Source organism: Streptomyces sp. NPDC050546 (assembly GCF_044457425.1).
GTDB lineage: Bacteria > Actinomycetota > Actinomycetes > Streptomycetales > Streptomycetaceae > Streptomyces.
On sequence record NZ_JBITGX010000015.1, the window covers coordinates 23,422 to 39,946 of the forward strand.

Genomic DNA, 16,525 nt, shown 5'->3' on the forward strand with positions numbered 1-16,525 from the left:
CCGCATGGCCGCCATCGTCTCCGTTTCCGGCAGCCCCTCCGCCACCTCCCGCACCCAGCGACTGCTGCGCCACCTCGACGCCCGGCTCACCGCCCAGGGGCACGAGGTGATCCCGCTGGACGTCCGGAACGTCCCCGCCGAGGCGCTCCTCGGGGCGGACTTCCGGCACCCCGAGATCGTCCGCGCCACCGCCCTGGTCGACCAGGCGGACGGGGTGGTGGTCGGCACCCCCGTCTACAAGGCCGCCTACTCCGGGCTGCTGAAGTCCCTGCTGGACCTGCTCCCGCAGTACGCACTGGCCGGAAAGACCGTGCTGCCGCTCGCCACCGGCGGCTCCATCGCCCACGTCCTGGCCATCGACTACGCCCTGCGTCCCGTGCTGAGTTCCATGGGCGCCGCGCACATCGTCCCGGGCTGGTTCACCCTCGACAAGGACATCGCCGTGAGCGACGACGGCTCCCTGACCGTCGCGCCCGGCTCGGCCGAGGCCCTGGCCCAGGTCACGGACCAGTTCTCCGCCGTGCTGGGCGGCCGTACGACCGTGCTGGCGGCCACCGGATGAGCACGGACCGGGTGATCGCCGACGACGCCGAGGCCCTGGCCGTCGCCGCCGAACTGGCAGCGGACTTCCGCAAGGAAGCCGCCGAGCGGGACGTACGGCGCAGGCTCCCGCACGCGGAGCTGGAACGGCTGTCCGCCTCGGGGCTATTGGCCGTCAGCGTCCCGGCCGAGTTCGGAGGCGCGGACGTCCGCGCCGTGACACTCGCCGAGATCTTCCGGCTGCTGGCCTCCGCCGACGCCAGCCTCGCCCAGATCCCGCAGAGCCACTTCGTCTACGTCAACGTGCTGCGCCGCCAGGGCACGCACGCCCAGCAGGAGTTCTTCTTCGGCGAGGTACTGCGGGGCCGGCGGTTCGGCAACGCCCAGTCCGAGGCGGGCACCCGGCACGTCCAGGACATCCGCACCAGACTCGCGCGACGCCCGGACGGCTCGTACGTCCTCGACGGTGTCAAGCACTACTCCACGGGGGCCCTGTTCGCCCACTGGATTCCCGTCCTGGCCCGGGCCGACGACGACACGCTGCACGTCGCGTACGTGCCGCGCGACGCCCCCGGCCTGACGGTCGTCGACGACTGGGACGGCATGGGGCAGCGCACCACGGCCAGCGGAACGGTCCGCCTGGAGCGGGTGTCCGTGCCGGCCGACCGGGTCCTGCCCCACCACCTCACCTTCCAGGGGCCCCAACTCCACGGTGCCGTCGCCCAGTTGCTGCACGCCGCCATCGACGCGGGGATCGCCTCCGGGGCGCTGGCGGAGGCCGTGGAGTTCGTCCGTACGAAGAGCCGCCCCTGGTTCGAGAGCGGGCTGGAGACGGCCGCGGAGGACCCGCTGCTGATCCAGCGGTTCGGCGAACTCGCGATCCGCCTGCGGGCGGCGGAGGCCCTGCTGCGGGAGGCCGCCGGGGCGGTCGACGACGCCCGGGACGACCTGACCGACGACTCGGCGGCAGAGGCCTCGATCGCGGTGGCCACCGCCAAGGTGACCGCCGCGGAGGCCGCCGTCGAGATCGGCAGCGCCCTCTTCGAGGTCGCCGGCACCCGCTCGGCGCTCGACTCCCTGGGCCTGCACCGCCACTGGCGCGACGCCCGCACCCACACCCTGCATGACCCGGCCCGCTGGAAGGTCCAGCACATCGGCCGCTACGTGCTGAGCGGCACCCGGCCGCCCCGGCACGGCCTGCTCTGACCACCCCTTTTTTCTGAACGCCCCCCTCACGATCGGAGACCCCTCGTGTCCCTCACCTTCCACTGGTTCCTGCCCACCAACGGCGACAGCCGCCATGTCGTCGGCGGCGGCCACGGCACCCCGGCCACCGCCTCCGGCCGGGACCGGCCGCCGACGGTCGCCTACCTGAGCCAGATCGCCCGCGCCGCCGAGGACCTCGGCTTCGTCGGCGCCCTCACCCCCACCGGCGCCTGGTGCGAGGACGCGTGGCTGACGACGGCGATGGTCAGCCAGAACACCGAGCGGCTGAAGTTCCTGGTGGCCTTCCGGCCGGGCTTCGTCTCGCCCACGCTCGCCGCGCAGATGGCCTCCACCTTCCAGCGGCAGAGCGGCGGACGGCTGCTGCTCAACGTCGTCACCGGCGGCGAGAGCCACGAGCAGCGCGCCTACGGCGACTTCCTCGACAAGGACGCGCGCTACCGCCGTACCGGCGAGTTCCTGCAGATCGTGCGGGAGCTGTGGGAGGGCAAGACCGTCGATCTGCACGGCGAGCACCTCCAGGTGGCGGACGCGACGCTGGCCCGTGTGCCCGACCCGGTTCCCGAGGTCTACTTCGGCGGCTCCTCGCCGATCGCCGGAGAGATCGCCGCGCGGCACGTGGACGTGTACCTCACCTGGGGCGAACCGCCCGCGCACGTCGCGGAGAAGATCGCCTGGATCAGGAAGCTGGCGGCCGAGCAGGGCCGCACCGTCCGGTTCGGCATCCGGCTGCACGTCATCACCCGCGACAGCTCCGAGCAGGCGTGGGCGGAGGCGAACCGGCTCCTGGACGGCTTCGACCCGGAGACCGTGGCGTCCGTGCAGGCCGGACTCGCCCGCAGCGAGTCCACGGGGCAGCAGCGCATGCTCGCCCTGCACGATGGCGGCAACCGGGACGCCCTGGAGATCCACCCCAACCTGTGGGCAGGCATCGGCCTGGTGCGGGGCGGTGCGGGCACGGCCCTGGTCGGCAGCCACGACGAGGTCGCCGACCGCATCAAGGAGTACGCGGCCCTGGGCATCGAGGAGTTCGTCCTCTCCGGCTACCCGCACCTGGAGGAGGCCTACTGGTTCGGCGAGGGCGTCCTGCCGAGGCTGGAGGCACAGGGCCTGTGGCAGCACCCCTTCCCCCGGGTCGCGGCCGCCGCCCAGGTGCCCTTCGCGGGTGCGGGAAACCCACGATGACACTGGTGATCGCCGGCGACACCTAGCCGGTCGCCGGCGCGGCCGGGCCGACCGCCGGGTTCACGCCGGGCTCGGCGCCGCGCTGCTCTGCGCCGGGCTCGGCGCCGCGCTGCTCTCAACATGAGTTCAGTTCGCCTCATTCTGCACCCTTCCCGCCCGTCCGGGTGAGCCTCAGCCGGGTACCAGTACGGCTCGTCCGCGTATCCCGCCGGCACGCAGTGCGCCGATCGCGGCCGGGGCCTCGGTCAGCTGGAACAGGCTCGTCTCGACCGTGACGGCGCCGGAGCGTGCCAGCGCCACGACCTCCCCCAGCTCCGGCCGCGTCCCCCAGAACGGCAGGGAGAGTCGGATTCCCGAAGGCAGCGCACCCGGCTTGCGGACCGTCAGTTCCCCGCCGCCGCTGCCGACCAGGGCGAGGTCCCCACCTGGCCGCAGGGCCCTCACCCCCAGCCGGAGGGTGGCGGAGGTGCCGACGAAGTCGAGCACGGCGTCGACGCCCGCGCCGCCGGTCCGGCCCCGGAGGACCTCGGCGGTGTCCGGGCGTACCACCGTGCCGAAGTGGGCGCCGCAGTCGTGGGCGAGGGAGATCGCCGTCTCCCGTACGTCCACCGCGAGAACCTGGGCGGAGGTGACGGCGCGAAGGATCTGGACCGCCAGATGTCCCAGGCCGCCGACGCCGATGACGGCCACGCTCGTGCCTGCGCCGCCCTCGGTGCCGCCCGGCACCGGCCGGATCCCGGCGACGGCGTGGAAGGCGGTGAGTCCCGCGTCGGACAGCGGAGCCGCCTGGGTGGGAGCCAGGTCGCCCACGGGCAGGAGGAGTCGCGCCGAGGGGACGAGCAGGAAGTCGGCCAGCCCGCCGTCGCGCCCGAGTCCGGCTCCGGTCCCGGTGCGGGCCGCGTCCAGCTCGGGGCGCCTGTCGCAGTAGTTCTCCGCGCCCGCCGAACAGCGCCCGCATCGCCCGCAGCCCCAGGGCCCGTAGACCACCACGCGCTCTCCGGTCCGTGGCCCGGTGGCGTCCGGGCCCAGCTCCGCCACCCGGCCGGCCACCTCGTGTCCGAGGGTGAACGGCGCCAGGTAGGGCAGGGCGCCGGGCTCCGCGTCGAGGACGTGCAGGTCGGAGCCGCACAGTCCGGCCGCCTCGACCCGCACCAGGACCTCCTCGCCCCTCGGCGTGGGCCGGTCCACCTCGGTGACCACCGGTGGGCCGCCCCAGTGCGTCAGCCGGACCGCTCTCATCCCGTCCTCCCGGCGCTGCCTGTTGACATGCGGCCCAGCGTAACAAAAATGAAGTCAGTTCAGTATCGCAGGGAGGCGGTGGCCCGATGAGTGGCAGGAGCCCGGAGTACGGCCGTTTCGCGGGGCGGGTCGCGCTGGTCACCGGCGCGGGCTCCGGGATCGGCGCGGCGGTGGCCTGCGGGCTGGCCGCGCAGGGTGCCGAGGCCGTCGTCGCGGCGGACATCGACGGCCCGGCGGCCGAAGCGGTGGCGAAGGGACTGTCCGGAGCCCGCGCGGCGCCCGTGGACGTGGCGGACGCCGGGCAGGTCGACGGGCTCGTCGACGAGGTCGTGCGAGAACACGGGCGGCTGGATGTGGTGGTGCACGCGGCCGGCGTCGACGATCCCGCCGTGAAGCAGTGGCTGGCCGACGCGGTGCTGGCCGGCCGGCCGCCCGAGGTGACCACACGCCTCGGCCTCGAGGCATGGCGACGGGTCCTGCGGATCAACCTGGACGGTACCTTCCACGTCTTGCGCGCGGCTCTGCGGGCGATGCGGCCGAACCGGTCGGGGGCCGTCGTCACCTTCGGCTCCTCGGCGGCCTTCGACGCGCTCACCGGCTATCCGCACTACGCGGCCTCGAAGGCCGGAGCGCAGGCGCTCAGCCAGTCCGTGGCGAAGGAGGCCATCGCGTTCGGGGTGCGCGTCAACACCGTGGCTCCCGGCCCGACGGAGACCGGCATGGCCGCCCACACCCCCCAGGTGCTGCGGGAGGGTTTCGCCGACCCCCGGGTGCGGCCGTACGCCACCCCGGAGGAGATCGCCGCCGTCGCGCTGTTCCTGGCGAGCGACGAGGCGGCGAACCTCGTCGGCGCGGTGCTGCTCGCCAACGGCGGACGCTTCACGGCGTAGCGAGCGGCCCCGGTACGGCGACCACCCCGCGCGAGCGGACCGGCCGATGCGCGAGCGGATCGGCCGATGCGCCAGCGGATCGGCCGACGCGCCAGCGGATGGCCGCATGTGACGGCTGAGGAACAACACACCACTGCGATGCGGGGAGGCCCTGATGTTCCGGTTCGATCTCGACCCGGCGCTGCTGCTGGAGACGGAGGAACGGCGGCAACTGCGCGCGGTGCTGCGGGAGTTCCTTGCCGAGGTGTGCGGGCCCGAGGAGGTGCGCGAGCAGGCGGGCGGCCCGCGCGGGTTCGACCAGGTCGTGTGGGAGCGGCTCGCCGGCGAGATCGGGGTGCACGGTCTCGCGCTGCCCGAGGAGTACGGCGGAGCGGGCTGCTCCTTCGGTGAACTCGCCGTGGCCCTGGAGGAGACCGGCCGCGTCCTGTGCCCCGCGCCCCTGCTCCCGACCGTCGTACTCGCCGGAGACGCCCTGCTGGCCAGTGGTGACCGGCGAGCCTGTGAACGCTGGCTGCCGGACATCGCCACAGGTGCCCTCACCGCGACGGTCGCCGGGTTCCTGCACGGATCCGAGGTCACGGCCGAACGCGGGCCGGACGGCTGGCTGCTGCGCGGGGAAGCGGACTTCGTGCCCGCCGGTGAGGATGCCGGGCTGATCCTGGTGGTCGCCCGGGCGCCCGACGGTGCGCGGCTGTTCGCCTGCGAACCCGGCCCGGGAAGCTGCGACCGTACGGCGCGGCGGGTGCTGGACCTCACCCGCCGCCAGGCTCTCGTCCGGTTCCGCGGGGCGCCCGCCGAACCGGTCGGGGAGGAGGGGCAGGTACCCGGCATCGTCGACGCCGTACGGGACTCCGGGCGGACGGCGCTGGCGGCCGAGCAGCTCGGCGGATGTGCTCACGCGCTGGACGCCGTGCTGGCGTATGTGTCGCATCGAACTCAGTTCGGGCGCCAGATCGGGTCATTCCAGGCGGTCAAGCACCGGCTGGCCGATCTCCTGGTCGAGGTCGAGGCCGCCAGGTCGGCATCCGGGTACGCGGCGGTCTGTCTCGCGGACTGGTCCGCCGAGCTGCCGGTGGCGGCGAGTGCCGCGGCCGTGGCCTGTTCCACCGCCTACCGGCGTGCGACGGCGGAGTATGTGCAGCTCCATGGGGGGATCGGCTTCACCTGGGAGCACTCGGCGCATCTGTACCTGCGCAGGGCCCGGGCCGATGACGCCTTGTTCGGCACCGCGGACGACCATCGGGTCCGGCTGGCGGAGCTCCTCCGCCTGACGGGGCGCCCCGCCTGACTCCGCGGCGATCGGTTCCGGGCGAACCCCATGGCGCGACTGTTGACAGGCTCCTGCCGGACCCCGAGAATTAAGTGAATTCAGTTCAGTTTGAAGGAGTGGGCGGATGGCTGTGGAAGACGAGATCCAGTTCGAGCGAGACGGCCATGTGGCCCGGGTCTGGCTCAACCGGCCGCACAAGAAGAACTGCGTGACCGTGCCGATCCTCAACCGGCTGGACGAGATCATCACCGAGGTCGACGCCGACCCCGGCTTGCGCGTGCTGATCCTGCGCGGACGCGGCAACACCTTCTGCTCGGGCTTCGACCTGGACAGCCTCAAGGCCGACTTCATCGGCAGCTCCACGGCCATCGACGTCGCCGTGTTGTCGGCGAAGGTGTGCGACCGGCTGTACTCGATGAAGACCCCGTCGATCGCGGTGCTCGAAGGGCATGTGACGGCGGGCGGGTTCGAGCTGATGATCTCCTGCGACTTCGCGATCGCCGCGGACGACGCCCTGATCGGCGACTTCCACATCCGCCGCGCGCTGTTCGGGGGCGCCGGCCCCATCTACCGCGTGCCCCGGATGATCGGCGTCCGCAAGACCAAGGAGCTCATGCTCACCGGCAAGCTCCTGACCGGCGTGGAGGCGGCCGACTTCGGCCTCATCAACACCTCGGCACCTGCGGACAAGCTGGACGCCACGGTGGAGGAGTTCGCCGACCAGCTCACCGACAAGAGCCCGTTCACGATGTGGATCACCAAGATGACCATCGACCGGAGCCTGGACGCGGACATTCAGTCGCTGATGGTCATGGAGCACCTGGCCGTCGGGGTCATGCTCAATTCGGAGGACGCGGCGGAAGGCGTCGCGGCCTTCCTGGAGAAGCGCGACCCGCAGTGGAAGGGGCGCTGAGGTCCGTGCCCGCTCGCGCGCTGCGCGGGTCTCGCTGCCCGCGCTGTGAGGTCGCCGTCTACCCGCCGGACCCCGCGTGCCCGAACTGCTCAGGCCCGGCCGAGCCGGTGGTGCTCTCCGGCGAGGGCACGCTGTGGACCTGGACCGTACAGCGCCACGCGCCCAAGTCGCCGCCGTACACCGCCCCCGACGACGGGTTCCGGCCCTTCGCGGTCGGCTACGTCGAACTCCCCGAAGGCGTACGGGTCCTGGCCGTTCTGGACGGCGTACGCCCCGAGGACGTCCGGATCGGTATGCGGCTCACCGTCACGGCGGGCGACGGGGTGCCGCACGCCTGCCCGGCCGAGGTGACGGTGTGACCGGGGCGAGCGCCGCCGACGTCCTGGTCTGCGGCGCCGGCATCACTCCCTTCGGCCGGTCGGACGCCACCGGAATGCACCTGGCGGTGGAGGCCGTGAACGCCGCACTGGCCGATGCCGGGCTGCCGTGGTCCCGGGTACGGGCGGCGTTCGGCGGCAGTGACGCGGCCGGGAACGCCGACACCCTGGTCACCCGGCTCGGACTCACCGGACTGCCGTTCGTGAACGTCCGCAACGGCTGCGCGACCGGCGGCAGCGCCCTGGTGTCCGCCGTGAGCGCGATCCGGTCCGGCGCCGCCGACGTCGCCCTCGCCGTCGGCTTCGACAAGCACCCGCGCGGAGCCTTCGACCCGCGGCCCGCCGACTGGGGGCTCGACGAGGCCTACGGCAGCGAGGGCCTCATGGTGACCACCCAGTTCTTCGCGATGAAGATCCAGCGGTACATGTACGACCACGGCATCACCCCGCGCACCCTCGCCCTCGTCGCGGAGAAGGCGTACGCCAACGGGGTGCGCACCCCGCACGCGTGGCGCCGCAAGCCGCTGGACGCGGACGAGATCCTGGCCTCCGGCCTGGTCAACGACCCCCTGACCCGCTACATGTTCTGCTCGCCGGGGCAGGGCGCGGTCGCCCTGGTGCTGTGCGGCCGGGAGGTCGCGCGCGAGCTGAGCGGTGGCACCACCGCCACCCCGGTCGCCCTGCGCGCGGCGGTCGTCCGCACCCGCCGGTTCGGCTCCTTCGAGGTGTTCAGCCCCTGGGCGCCCGGTGGCACCCCCACCAGCGTCAGCACGGACGCCGCGAGAGCCGCCTTCGAGGAGGCCGGCATCGGCCCGGACGACATCGACGTCTGCCAGCTCCAGGACACCGAGAGCGGCGCCGAGGTGATGCACATGGCCGAATGCGGATTCTGCGCACACGGCGAACAGGAGCGGCTGATCGCGTCGGGCGCGACCGCGATCGGCGGCGCGCTGCCCGTCAACACCGACGGCGGCTGCATCGCCAACGGCGAGCCCGTCGGAGCCTCCGGGCTGCGCCAGGTGCACGAGATCGTCCAGCAGTTGCGCGGCCGCGCGGGCGAACGACAGGTCCCGGGCGGCCCGCGCACCGGCTTCACCCATGTCTACGGAGCGCCGGGCGTCAGCGCGTGCACCGTGCTGGCCCGCTGAACGGAAGGGAGCGGAGGTGAAACCTCAGCACCAGGTGCCCCCATCGGCGCCGGACCCGGAGGAGTTCCGGGCCGAAGCCCGCCGCTGGCTGTCGGCCGTGGCGGACCACCGAGGCCCACGGGGGCAGGAGTGGGGCAGCGGCGACGACTCCGTGGCCGTGTTCGAGAACTGGACCGAGGACGAGGAACGCGCCCGCACCGAGCGCATCCGCGCCTGGGAGCGCACCCGCTACGACCAGGGCTGGGGCGCCCTCGGCTGGCCCGAGGAGTACGGCGGCCGCGAACTGCCCGCCTACTACGACCACCTGTACCGCGCCCAGGAGGCGGCCTTCGACGTGCCCCGGCGCACCGAGATCTTCCCCGTCACGCAGCAGCTCGTGGCTCCGGCGGTCCGGGTCTGGGGCACAGAGGAACAGAAACGGCGCTGGCTGCGCCCCATGCTGCGTACCGACGAACTCGCCTGCCAGCTCTTCTCCGAGACCGAGGCGGGTTCCGACCTCGCCGCCGTCCGCACCAGGGCGATCCGTGACACGGACGGTGACGGCTGGGTGCTGCGCGGCCACAAGGTCTGGACGTCCGGCGCCCGCGTCGCCACCTGGGGGGTGGCCGTCTGCCGCACCGACCCGGACGTGCCCAAGCACGCCGGCATCACGGTCTTCCTGGTCCGGATGGACGCTCCCGGTGTCACGGTACGGCCCATCCGGCAGATGACCGGCGGCTCCAGCTTCAACGAGGTCTACCTGGACGACGTCCGGGTCCCCGACACCGACCGGCTCGGCCCCGTGGGCGAGGGCTGGCGCGTGACGCTCACCGTGCTGGCCGCCGAGCGGCTCGACTCCGGCACGCTCGGCCTGGACAACGCGGACCGTGCCCTGGACCTCGCCCGGCACCTGCCCCGGCCGCTCACCGGCGGGGAACAGCAGCGGGCGGGCGACCTGTTCGTCCGTACCCTCGTCCAGCGGCTCATCGGCCTGCGTGTGACGGCTGCCCAGGTCGCCGGCCGCGAGCCCGGCGCCGAGGCCTCCGTCGGCAAGCTCTACGCCACCGCGACCCTGCGCGCCACCACCGACCTCGTCCAGCAACTGCTCGGCCCGCGCCTCGCCGCGGACACGGGGGAGTGGGGCACCTTCGCCTGGACCGAGCATCTGCTGGGCGCTCCCGGCTACAGCATCGCGGGCGGCAGCGACGAGATCCAGCGCAACATCCTCGCCGAGCGGGTTCTGGGGCTGCCCAGGGAACCCAAGTACCGCAAGGAGGAACCGCGTTGAGCTGGCTCACCGAGGAGACCGGACTGACCGCGCGGGTGCGCGAACGGCTCCGCGCCCTGCATCCCGGCGTACCGCTCGGGGAGCTGGAGACCCTGCCCGGCGGCCACTCGGGCCTCACCTTCTCCATCACCGCGGGCTCGGCGTCGTACGTCATCAAGGCCGTCCCGCCGGGACAGCGTCCCGTCGGCCGCAACGACGTGCTGCGCCAGGCCCGTGTGCTGAGCGCGCTCGCCGAGGCCGGCTCGGTGCCGGTGCCGGGTGTCGTCGCCGTCGAGGAGAGCCGGCCCGCCTGGTTCGCCATGGAGTTCGTCACCGGCGAGGCGGTCGAACCGGTCCTCGACGACCACCGGCTCGACGCCGGCCTGTGCCGCGGGAGGATGCTGGCGCTCCCGGCCGTCCTGCGCGAGCTGCACCGGTCCGGACCGCCCGCCCTCGAGGTGGCGGACCCCCTCGACCCGGCCGCCGAACTCGACCGGTGGAGCCGCACCATGAGCGCGGTACCCGCCGAACTGCGGCAGGGAGCCGGGGAACTGACGGAAGCCCTCGCCGCGAGCGTGCCCACGGGCCTGCCACCGGTCCTCACCCACGGCGACTTCCGCCTGGGCAACGTCCTGTGCGCGGGAGAACGCCCGGCCGCCGTCGTCGACTGGGAGATCTGGGGCCACGGAGACCCACGCATCGATCTCGCCTGGTTCCTCCTCTTCGCCGACCACCGCAACTTCCCCCGCCTCGGCCGCCAGATCCCCGGACTGCCCACCGAGGACGAACTGCTGGCCGCCTACCTCGACGGCCTTCCGCCCCCACCCGACTTCGCCTGGTTCCGTGCCCTGGCCCGCACCAAGATGGCCGCGATCATGGGCCACAACCTGCGCCGTCACCGCGAGGGCAAACACCACGACCCGGACCAGGAACGGCTGCCGCCGACCATCGCGGCGATGATCCGCACGGCACGGGACCTCCTCGGCTGAGCGAGCGACACGCAAGGAGCGACAGGCATGGACTTCGAGCTCTCCCCGAAGACGCGCGAACTGCACTCACGCATGGGCGCGTTCATGGAGGAGTACGTCCTCCCGGCCGAGGCCGTCTACGACCGGCAGCTCGCCGAGGCGGACGACCCCCATCAACAGCCCGCCGTCATGCGCGAGTTGCAGGAGAAGGCCCGCGCGGAGGGCCTGTGGAACCTCTTCCTGGCGCACGGCGACCGGGGCGCCGGCCTGACCAACCTCGAATACGCCCCGCTCGCCGAGCTGGCCGGGCGGTCCGTCATGGGCCCCGAGGTGTTCAACTGCTCCGCCCCCGACACCGGCAACATGGAACTGCTCGCCCTCTACGGCACACCCGAGCAGCAGGACCGCTGGCTGCGGCCCCTGCTGGCGGCCGGCATCCGGTCCTGCTTCGCCATGACCGAACCCGAGGTCGCCAGTTCCGACGCGCGCAACATCCGCACCCGGATCACCCGCGACGGCGACTCCTACGTGGTCAACGGCCACAAGTGGTACACCTCCGGGATCCTGGACCCCGACTGCGCGCTGATCATCCTCATGGGCGTGACCGACCCGGAAGCGGAGACGTACCGGCAGCAGAGCATGCTGCTGATCCCGCGCGACACCCCCGGCATCACCGTCCTGCGCGATCTGCCCATGTTCGGGTACACCGACCGCTGCGGCCACGGGGACGTGCTCTTCGAGGACGTACGTGTACCGGTCGGGGACCTCCTCGGCGGCGAGGGCGAGGGCTTCGCCCTCGCCCAGGGGCGGCTCGGCCCCGGCCGGATGCACTACGCCATGCGCGCGGTCGGCTTCGCCGAGCGGGCCCTGGACCTGATGTGCCGGCGGACCATGAACCGGAGCGCCTTCGGCGGCCCCCTCTCGGACCAGGGCGTCGTACGCGAATGGATCGCCCGCAGCCGCATCGAGATCGAGCAGGTCCGGCTGCTGGTGCTGAAGTCGGCCTGGCTGATGGACACCCGGGGCAACGCCGCCGCCCGCACGGAGGTCGCCGCGATCAAGGTTGCGGCGCTGGAGACGGCGCACCGCGTGGTGGACCGGGCGGTGCAGGCCCATGGCGCGGCAGGAGTCAGCGACGACACCGTGCTGGCCCGGCTGTACGCGATCACCAGGGCGCTGCGCATCGCGGACGGGCCGGACGAAGTTCATTTGCGCACGGTGGCCCGGCGGGAGCTGGCCAAGTACCCCGAGGAGCAGACGTGAACGGACAGCCGCTGCGCGGCCGGGTCGCCGTGATCACCGGCGGCTCGCGCGGGATCGGCCTGGGCATCGCCAAGGCGTACCGCGAGGCGGGCGCGCATGTCGTGGTCGCCGCCCGCAAACCGGAAGGGCTCGCCCGGGCCCGGGCGGAACTGCTGCGGCTCAAGGGCGACGGCGATGTCCACGAGGTGGTCGCCAACGCCGGGGAGCCCGACCAGGCCCAGCGATGCGTCGAGGAGACCATGGCCCGGTTCGGCCGCCTCGACGTCCTCGTCAACAACGCGGCCACCAACCCGTACATGGGCGACCTGCTCGACCTGGATCCGCCGCGTGCGGAGAAGACCGTACGCGTCAACCAGTACGGCATGGTCGCCTGGACCCGCTGCGCCTGGCGGGCGTGGATGTCGGAGCACGGGGGAGCGGTGGTCAACATCGCCTCCGTCGGCGGACTGGTCGTCGACCCCCACATCGGCTGGTACAACGCCACCAAGGCGGCGATGCTGCACCTGACCCGGCAGCTCGCCTACGAACTCGGCCCGCGGGCGCGGGTGAACGCGATCGCCCCCGGCCTGGTCAAGACCGAGCTCGCCAGGGCCGTATGGGAGCCCAGGGAGCCCGTCCTGACCGCGAAGCTCCCGCTGCGCAGACTGGGCACGGTCGAGGACGTGGCGCACGCGGCGCTGTTCCTGGCCTGTGACGCTTCCTCCTGGATGACCGGCCAGACGCTGGTGCTGGACGGCGGCGCCACCGTGCTGCCGATCGGGGTGGACGGATGACCCCGGCGGCCGACCTCTTCTCCCTGCACGGCCGTACGGCGGTGGTCACGGGCGCGTCCTCGGGGCTCGGCGCGCGGTTCGCCCGCGTGCTCGCACAGGCGGGTGCCAGCGTGTTCGCCGCGGCCCGGCGGCTGGACCGGCTGACGGAATTGGCCGGTACCGAACCCCGAGTCCACCCCGTGGTCTGCGACGTCTCGCGGGAGGCGGACCGCGTCCGGCTCGCGGAGAGCGCGCTCGCGGCCACCGGACGCTTCGACGTCCTGGTCAACAACGCCGGCGGGGCGGGAGCCGTGCGGGCCGAGGACGAGAGCGCGGAGGACTTCGCGGCCGTGCTCACGGTGAACCTGGTGGCGCCCTTCCACCTCGCCCGGCTGATGGCCGAGTCCTCGGACGCCCCGGGCCGGTCCGTCGTGAACGTCTCCTCGATCCTGGGCCTGGTGGCCGGGGCCCCGCTGGGAGGCGCCTCCTACGCCGCCTCCAAGGCGGGCCTGATCGGGCTCACCCGCGAGCTCGCCGGTCAGTGGGGCCCCGCGGGGATACGGGTCAACGCCCTCGCCCCGGGCTGGTTCCGCTCGGAGATGACCGAGGAACTGTTCGCGGACGACCGCTCCCGCCGGTGGGTCGAACGGGGAACCATGCTGGGCCGGGGCGGCGCACCGGGCGAGCTGGACGGGGCGCTGCTGTTCCTCGCGTCGGACGCCTCCTCCTACTGCACCGGTCAGGTGCTCACCGCCGACGGTGGATGGACGGCCCGGTGAGCGTCACGGTCCGCGTCGACGCGGCGGGCGTGGCGCACGTCGAGATGTGCCGCGAGAAGGCCGGCAACGCCATCGACCTGGCCATGGCCACGGCACTGCTGGAGGCCGCCGGATCCTGCGCGAGGACCGACGGCGTACGGGCGGTGCTGCTCACCGGGCGGGGGCGTTCCTTCTGCGTCGGGGGCGACCTGCGGGAGTTCGCCCCGCTGTCCGGAGACCGGCTGGCCGCGCACCTCACCGCGGTCACGGACGCGCTGCACGGTGCGCTGCGGGTGTTCGCGGGGCTGGACGCGCCGCTGGTGGCCGCCGTGCAGGGCGCCGTCGCGGGAGCCGGCCTCGGACTCGCGGCGGCGGCCGATCTGACGCTCGCCGCGTCCGACGCCACGTTCGTCGCCGCCTACACCGGCATCGGGTACTCACCGGACGCCGGGGTCAGCTGGTCGCTGCCCCGGCTTGTCGGCCCCAAGCGGGCCCTGGACCTGCTGCTGACCAACCGGCGGATCACCGCGCCCGAGGCGGCCGAGATGGGCCTGGTCAGCAGGGTCGTCGCCACCGACAGGCTGGCCGGGGCGGCAGCGGAGACGGCGGCGGCGCTCGCCCGGGGAGCCACCGGAGCGCTCGGCGCCACCCGGCGGCTGGTCGCGACGGGGCTCTCGGCGGGTCTCGACGGACACCTCGACGCCGAGGCCCGTCACCTGGCCGATGCCGCGGTCTCGGATGAGGGCCGGGAGGGCGTCGCCGCGTTCCTCGCCAAGCGCGAGCCGGACTGGGCCCGCCGCCGGGCCCGAGCCGGGTTCGTAACCGAGTTCAAGTAGGTCTACCCTCAGACATCCGGTCGGCGGCTGGCGCCGTCCGTGGAGCGCAGGGGAGAGGCAATGGCGAGGGCGCGGATCGTGGATCCCGACCAGGGACCCAGGTCGAAGCGGGCGGCCATTCTGGAGGCCGCGGTCGAGTACTTCGGCGAGACCGGCTACGAGACCACCAAGTGGTCCGACGTCGCCGACCGCGTCGGGATCGGACAGACCGCGCTCTACCACTACTTCGAGTCCAAGGCGCACTGCCTGCTCACCATCATGCGCCTGGAGCTGCAGCGCTCCCACGACATGTTCACCGAGGCGACGGCCGGCGAGCCGGATCCCGTCAGGGCGCTGCGGGCCGGGGTCCGCTCGGCCTTCGCGGTGTCGGAGCACGAGATCCGGCAGATGCGCGTGCTGCAGGCCAACATGTCGCTGCTCGCCACGCCGCGGAAGTCCAAGCGCGAGGAGACCGAGCGGATCGCGGCGCGGCAGCTGGTGCAGATGGTGGAGCGGGACTGGACCAATCTGCTGATGCGCGGCATGGCGAAGGGCGCCTTCCCGGTGCGGGACGCGCACATGCTCGGGCTGGCGGTGCTCGGCATGATCGTCAGTGTGTGGCGGTGGTACCGCCCGACCGGGGCGATCCCGCTGCCGGAGATCAGCGACCTGATCGAGGGCTGCGTGGTGCGCATGGTCGGGGAGTAGGGCCCACGCCCCGCCCTCTTGTGGGGGGCGGGGCCTCCGCATTATATTCAAACTGAACTGAACTCAGGTTGATGTTCTGAGTGGGAGGACGGTGACCATGGTGCTCCGCGAGTACATGGCCAGGATGGACGGTCAGGACCCGGAAAAGGCACTGGCGCTCCTGGAGCCGGGGTTCCGGTTCCTCCTCGCCCTGCCGGACGGCGAGAGGACCGGGGAATCGAGGGCCGACTTCGCGGCGTACATCGCCGGCCGCAACGCCGGGGACCGTGTGCACGAGATCGTCCGCTACTCGGTGGACCAGGATCTCGAGACGGCCTACGGCTTCGTGGTGGAGGCGGGTACACCGACCGGCGCGTTCCTGTCGGCCGCCGTCGTCTCGCCCTCCGGTCTGATGGCGCGCTACCAGTCCTACTTCACGCCCGTCTTCGACCTCGTGGACCGGCCGTGACAGCGGGTACGGCACAAGCGCCGTTCCTGAGCGCGTGGTTCGCGCTGCTCGACAGCGAGGACGCGTCCCGGATCCTCGACCTGATCAGCGACGACTTCTCGTTCTCCATCCTCTTCTCCACCGGCGGCGACGGCGCCACGGACTTCCACGGCGGCCGGGCCGAGATGGAGGGCTACCTCGCACAGCGCGAACGGGGCGTACGCACCCACCACCTGCTGACCGCCAGTGCCGACGGCCCCGACGAACTGTTCCTCGGCGAGGTCCGGCGCTCCGGAGTGCCGGAGGCCAGCTTCGTGGCTTCGGCACGGCTGAACGAGGCGGGCAAGGTCCGGCGGCTGCTCATCGGCCGCTCACCCGCCCTGCTGTTCGCCTGAACTGCTCGACGCCGCTCGTCCCGCATCGGGAGGTGCCATGTACAACCTCGTCCTGCTGGCCTCGCGGCCGCCCGACTGGACCCATGACCGGTTCATCGACTGGTGGCGCGGCGAACACGCCGAACTGACCCGCCGGCTGCCCGGACTGCGCTCCTGGCGGCACACCGAGATCGACGCGGCCCTGGAGCCGCGCTCCGAGGGCTGGGACGGCGTCTCGATCCTCGGCTTCGACACGGCCGAGGACCTGCGCAAGGCCCTCGACAGCCCGGAGTGGGCCGCGGCCGTCGCCCAGGTCGGCGACATGAAGGGCCGCAGGATCGCCGTCATGGGCGACGAGCGGGAGCTGTACCCGGGCTGACCGGTCCCGGCCGGGCGAGGAACCTTCCCGAGACGAGGCGAGGAAGCGG

The 16,525-nt window shown here is 72.9% G+C and carries 19 protein-coding genes; 18 read left to right on the forward strand and 1 reads right to left on the reverse strand.

The window, feature by feature from the left end:
• Nucleotides 1-4 precede the first annotated feature (4 nt).
• The 3 genes from ssuE to ACIBK5_RS31910 are packed head-to-tail and all read left to right on the forward strand — an operon-like array spanning nucleotide 5 to nucleotide 2,949.
• The gene (ssuE, locus tag ACIBK5_RS31900; protein WP_399024953.1) at nucleotides 5-562 is read left to right on the forward strand and encodes an NADPH-dependent FMN reductase; all 558 of its coding nucleotides are present in this window, start codon (nucleotides 5-7) and stop codon (nucleotides 560-562) included.
• Nucleotides 559-1,746, forward strand: a complete 1,188-nt coding sequence (locus ACIBK5_RS31905) for an SfnB family sulfur acquisition oxidoreductase (protein WP_399024955.1) — start codon at nucleotides 559-561, stop codon at nucleotides 1,744-1,746. The genes ssuE and ACIBK5_RS31905 overlap by 4 nt, the downstream gene beginning before the upstream one ends.
• 45 nt (nucleotides 1,747-1,791) lie before the next feature.
• On the forward strand, nucleotides 1,792-2,949 hold the full coding sequence (locus tag ACIBK5_RS31910) for an LLM class flavin-dependent oxidoreductase (RefSeq protein ID WP_399024957.1): 1,158 nt from the start codon (nucleotides 1,792-1,794) through the stop codon (nucleotides 2,947-2,949).
• Nucleotides 2,950-3,120: 171 nt separating this feature from the next.
• Here the strand turns inward: ACIBK5_RS31910 and ACIBK5_RS31915 are convergent, their stop codons facing one another.
• The gene (locus tag ACIBK5_RS31915) at nucleotides 3,121-4,188 is read right to left on the reverse strand and encodes an NAD(P)-dependent alcohol dehydrogenase (RefSeq protein ID WP_399024959.1); all 1,068 of its coding nucleotides are present in this window, start codon (nucleotides 4,186-4,188) and stop codon (nucleotides 3,121-3,123) included.
• A gap of 86 nt (nucleotides 4,189-4,274) precedes the next feature.
• On the opposite strand from ACIBK5_RS31915, the gene ACIBK5_RS31920 reads away from it, so the two are divergent.
• The 15 genes from ACIBK5_RS31920 to ACIBK5_RS31990 all read left to right on the forward strand — a co-directional run bounded on the left by ACIBK5_RS31920 (nucleotide 4,275) and on the right by ACIBK5_RS31990 (nucleotide 16,476).
• Nucleotides 4,275-5,078, forward strand: coding sequence for an SDR family NAD(P)-dependent oxidoreductase (locus ACIBK5_RS31920; RefSeq protein WP_399024961.1), 804 nt, complete (start codon nucleotides 4,275-4,277; stop codon nucleotides 5,076-5,078).
• Between the two features lie 154 nt (nucleotides 5,079-5,232).
• Nucleotides 5,233-6,366: an acyl-CoA dehydrogenase family protein gene (locus tag ACIBK5_RS31925; RefSeq protein WP_399024963.1), complete on the forward strand. Its 1,134-nt coding sequence runs from the start codon at nucleotides 5,233-5,235 to the stop codon at nucleotides 6,364-6,366.
• Nucleotides 6,367-6,472: 106 nt separating this feature from the next.
• A complete protein-coding gene (locus tag ACIBK5_RS31930; RefSeq protein ID WP_399024966.1) occupies nucleotides 6,473-7,261 on the forward strand; it encodes an enoyl-CoA hydratase/isomerase family protein in 789 nt (262 codons plus the stop codon).
• A 5-nt stretch (nucleotides 7,262-7,266) separates the two neighbouring features.
• Nucleotides 7,267-7,620, forward strand: a complete 354-nt coding sequence (locus tag ACIBK5_RS31935; RefSeq protein ID WP_399024968.1) for a Zn-ribbon domain-containing OB-fold protein — start codon at nucleotides 7,267-7,269, stop codon at nucleotides 7,618-7,620.
• Nucleotides 7,617-8,786: a thiolase family protein gene (locus ACIBK5_RS31940; RefSeq protein WP_399024970.1), complete on the forward strand. Its 1,170-nt coding sequence runs from the start codon at nucleotides 7,617-7,619 to the stop codon at nucleotides 8,784-8,786. The genes ACIBK5_RS31935 and ACIBK5_RS31940 overlap by 4 nt, the downstream gene beginning before the upstream one ends.
• Nucleotides 8,787-8,802: 16 nt before the next feature.
• Nucleotides 8,803-10,053: an acyl-CoA dehydrogenase family protein gene (locus tag ACIBK5_RS31945; RefSeq protein ID WP_399024973.1), complete on the forward strand. Its 1,251-nt coding sequence runs from the start codon at nucleotides 8,803-8,805 to the stop codon at nucleotides 10,051-10,053.
• Entirely contained in the window at nucleotides 10,050-11,021 is a 972-nt protein-coding gene (locus ACIBK5_RS31950) for a phosphotransferase family protein (protein ID WP_399024975.1), read from the forward strand. Before ACIBK5_RS31945 ends, ACIBK5_RS31950 begins: the two co-directional genes overlap by 4 nt.
• Nucleotides 11,022-11,048: 27 nt before the next feature.
• The gene (locus tag ACIBK5_RS31955) at nucleotides 11,049-12,263 is read left to right on the forward strand and encodes an acyl-CoA dehydrogenase family protein (protein WP_399024977.1); all 1,215 of its coding nucleotides are present in this window, start codon (nucleotides 11,049-11,051) and stop codon (nucleotides 12,261-12,263) included.
• Entirely contained in the window at nucleotides 12,260-13,036 is a 777-nt protein-coding gene (locus ACIBK5_RS31960; RefSeq protein ID WP_399024979.1) for an SDR family oxidoreductase, read from the forward strand. Before ACIBK5_RS31955 ends, ACIBK5_RS31960 begins: the two co-directional genes overlap by 4 nt.
• A complete protein-coding gene (locus tag ACIBK5_RS31965; protein ID WP_399024981.1) occupies nucleotides 13,033-13,794 on the forward strand; it encodes an SDR family NAD(P)-dependent oxidoreductase in 762 nt (253 codons plus the stop codon). Before ACIBK5_RS31960 ends, ACIBK5_RS31965 begins: the two co-directional genes overlap by 4 nt.
• Nucleotides 13,791-14,609, forward strand: coding sequence for an enoyl-CoA hydratase/isomerase family protein (locus ACIBK5_RS31970; protein WP_399024983.1), 819 nt, complete (start codon nucleotides 13,791-13,793; stop codon nucleotides 14,607-14,609). Before ACIBK5_RS31965 ends, ACIBK5_RS31970 begins: the two co-directional genes overlap by 4 nt.
• A gap of 60 nt (nucleotides 14,610-14,669) precedes the next feature.
• The gene (locus ACIBK5_RS31975; RefSeq protein ID WP_399024985.1) at nucleotides 14,670-15,296 is read left to right on the forward strand and encodes a TetR/AcrR family transcriptional regulator; all 627 of its coding nucleotides are present in this window, start codon (nucleotides 14,670-14,672) and stop codon (nucleotides 15,294-15,296) included.
• A 97-nt stretch (nucleotides 15,297-15,393) separates the two neighbouring features.
• Nucleotides 15,394-15,744: a nuclear transport factor 2 family protein gene (locus ACIBK5_RS31980; RefSeq protein ID WP_399024987.1), complete on the forward strand. Its 351-nt coding sequence runs from the start codon at nucleotides 15,394-15,396 to the stop codon at nucleotides 15,742-15,744.
• Nucleotides 15,741-16,118, forward strand: a complete 378-nt coding sequence (locus ACIBK5_RS31985) for a hypothetical protein (RefSeq protein ID WP_399024989.1) — start codon at nucleotides 15,741-15,743, stop codon at nucleotides 16,116-16,118. Before ACIBK5_RS31980 ends, ACIBK5_RS31985 begins: the two co-directional genes overlap by 4 nt.
• A 37-nt stretch (nucleotides 16,119-16,155) precedes the next feature.
• Nucleotides 16,156-16,476 (forward strand): EthD family reductase, encoded by a 321-nt coding sequence (locus tag ACIBK5_RS31990; RefSeq protein WP_399024991.1) that lies wholly within the window; start codon nucleotides 16,156-16,158, stop codon nucleotides 16,474-16,476.
• Nucleotides 16,477-16,525 lie beyond the last annotated feature (49 nt).